The sequence below is a fragment of the Burkholderia sp. LFS061 genome (genome assembly GCF_047978125.1).
Classification (GTDB): Bacteria; Pseudomonadota; Gammaproteobacteria; order Burkholderiales; family Burkholderiaceae; genus Burkholderia; species Burkholderia pyrrocinia_C.
Map to the genome: position 1 here is coordinate 1 of NZ_JBFPFS010000111.1, position 1,882 is coordinate 1,882.

The 1,882-nt window shown below is 70.9% G+C and carries 2 protein-coding genes and 1 pseudogene; all 3 read right to left on the reverse strand.

Annotated elements, in window-relative coordinates; genetic code table 11:
- The coding region (cheD, locus tag ACNQQL_RS35865; RefSeq protein WP_347069666.1) for a chemoreceptor glutamine deamidase CheD at positions 1-620 on the reverse strand (620 nt) is incomplete at its 3' end.
- Positions 617-1,600 (reverse strand): CheR family methyltransferase, encoded by a 984-nt coding sequence (locus ACNQQL_RS35870; RefSeq protein ID WP_204425389.1) that lies wholly within the window; start codon positions 1,598-1,600, stop codon positions 617-619. The genes cheD and ACNQQL_RS35870, both read right to left, overlap by 4 nt.
- 3 nt (positions 1,601-1,603) lie before the next feature.
- A pseudogene (locus ACNQQL_RS35875) lies at positions 1,604-1,882 on the reverse strand (methyl-accepting chemotaxis protein); the annotation flags it as partial.

The window sequence follows — 1,882 nt, forward strand, 5'->3', positions numbered from 1 at the left end:
GGCGCGGCCGGCCGCTTCGCCGCGAACAGCTCGACGTGCGCGCGCGACCGTGCGGCGCGCTCGGCCTCGCGCGCGAGCGCGGCTTCGCGCTCGGTGACGCCCGGCACCTGCAGCCGCAGCTTCTTCACCATCGCGCGCCCCGTGTGCGGCATGAACGCGACCTTGCGCGGGTGCACGCCCTGCAGGTCTTCCGCCGTGATGCGGATGCGTTCGAGCGCGAGGTAGCGGCGCACGAAATCCGCGTTGCGATCGCCGATATTGATGGTCGTCATCCCGGCCAGCACGGCCGCGCCGCCGAACACCTTCGCCTCGATGCGCTCGCGGCGCCCGCCGGCCTTGATCAGCTCGTTGATCAGCACTTCCATCGCGTACGCGCCGTAGCGCATCGATTCCGACGCGGCCGCGCCCGGATCGGTGCCGTCGTCGGGCAACATGAAGTGGTTCATCCCGCCGATGCCCGCGTACGGGTCGTGCAGGCACGCGGCGACGCACGAGCCGAGCACGGTCATCAGCACCATGTCCTCGGACGTCGTGTAGAACTCGTTCGGCAACAGCTTCACGCCGGGACGGCCGAAGTGGTTGTCGAAATAGCGATTGGTCGCGATCGGCAGCGCGCTCATCCGCGATCTCCATAGGCGGGCGCGGCGTCCGCGGCCCGCGCGGGCACGCGCGACGGCATGGCGGGCGCCTGCGCGCCACGCGGCCGCGCACCCTGCGCGGCGTCGCGAGTCAGTTCGTACACCGTCTGCCCGCGCAGGCGGAACGCCTGCGTGACGTACGTGAAGTTTTCCGAATGGCCGGCGAACAGCAGCCCGCCCGGCTTCACGAGCGGCTCGAAACGCGACAGCACCTGCCCCTGCGTCGGCTTGTCGAAATAGATCATCACGTTGCGGCAGAAGATCGCGTCGAACGGCTTCGCGATCCCGTAGTCCGCATCGGTCAGGTTCAGCTGCTCGAAGCGGATCATCGCGCGCAGCTCGGGGCGCACCTTCACGCGGCCGGCCTGCGCGCCCGTGCCCTTCAGGAAAAAGCGCTTCAGCCGCTCGGGCGACAGGTGCTTGACCTGGTCGTACGTATAGATGCCGGCTTCCGCCTTCGCGAGCACCTGCGTGTCGAGATCGGTCGCGAGGATCGACGCGCCGCGCGCCGCCGATTCGCCGAGCGCCTCGATCAGCGTGATCGCGATCGAGTACGGCTCCTCGCCGGTCGACGCCGCCGAGCACCATACCGACACGGGCGCCGGCCGCCCCTTCACGAACGCCGACAGGATCGGGAAGTGATGCGACTCGCGGAAGAACGCGGTCAGGTTGGTCGTCAGCGCGTTGGTGAACGCTTCCCACTCGAGCGGATCGTCTTCCTGCTCGAGCAGGTCGAGGTAGTCGCGGAACGTGTCGAGGCCGCGCGCGCGCAGCCGCCGCGCGAGACGGCTGTACGCCATGTCGCGCTTGTGCTCGGACAGCGAGATCCCCGCGCGTTGGTGGATCAGCGCGCGGATGCGGGCGAAATCCGCGCCGGTGAACGCGAAGTCGCGCCCCGGCTCGCCCGCGCGAGGCGAGGCATCCGGTGCATCGGGTCGAAACGGCGCGCGCGCGTTCGGCATGGCTTAGAAGGTCTCCCAGTCGTCGTCGGACGTGCCGGCCGCGGCCAGCGCCGGCTTCTCGCCGTTCAGCGCGGGGCGCACGAGCGCGGGCTTCGCGGCCGGCTTGTCCGCCGGGGCGGCGGCCGACTTCGCGAGACGCGGCCCGTAGCCGCCTGCAGCGGCGCCGCGGGACGTAGGTGCTTCCTTCTGCGTACGCGCATCGGGGTCCGCCGCGCGATTCGGTTGGCTTGCGCCCGCCGCCGCCGACGTGGCCGCATGCGACGCCGACGCGGCGCGCCGTGC

What these genes read in the sequence shown, in the direction of transcription:
- ACNQQL_RS35870 (WP_204425389.1), bottom strand. Translation starts at nt 1,600, where the DNA reads ATGCCGAACGCGCGCGCGCCGTTTCGACCCGATGCACCGGATGCCTCG.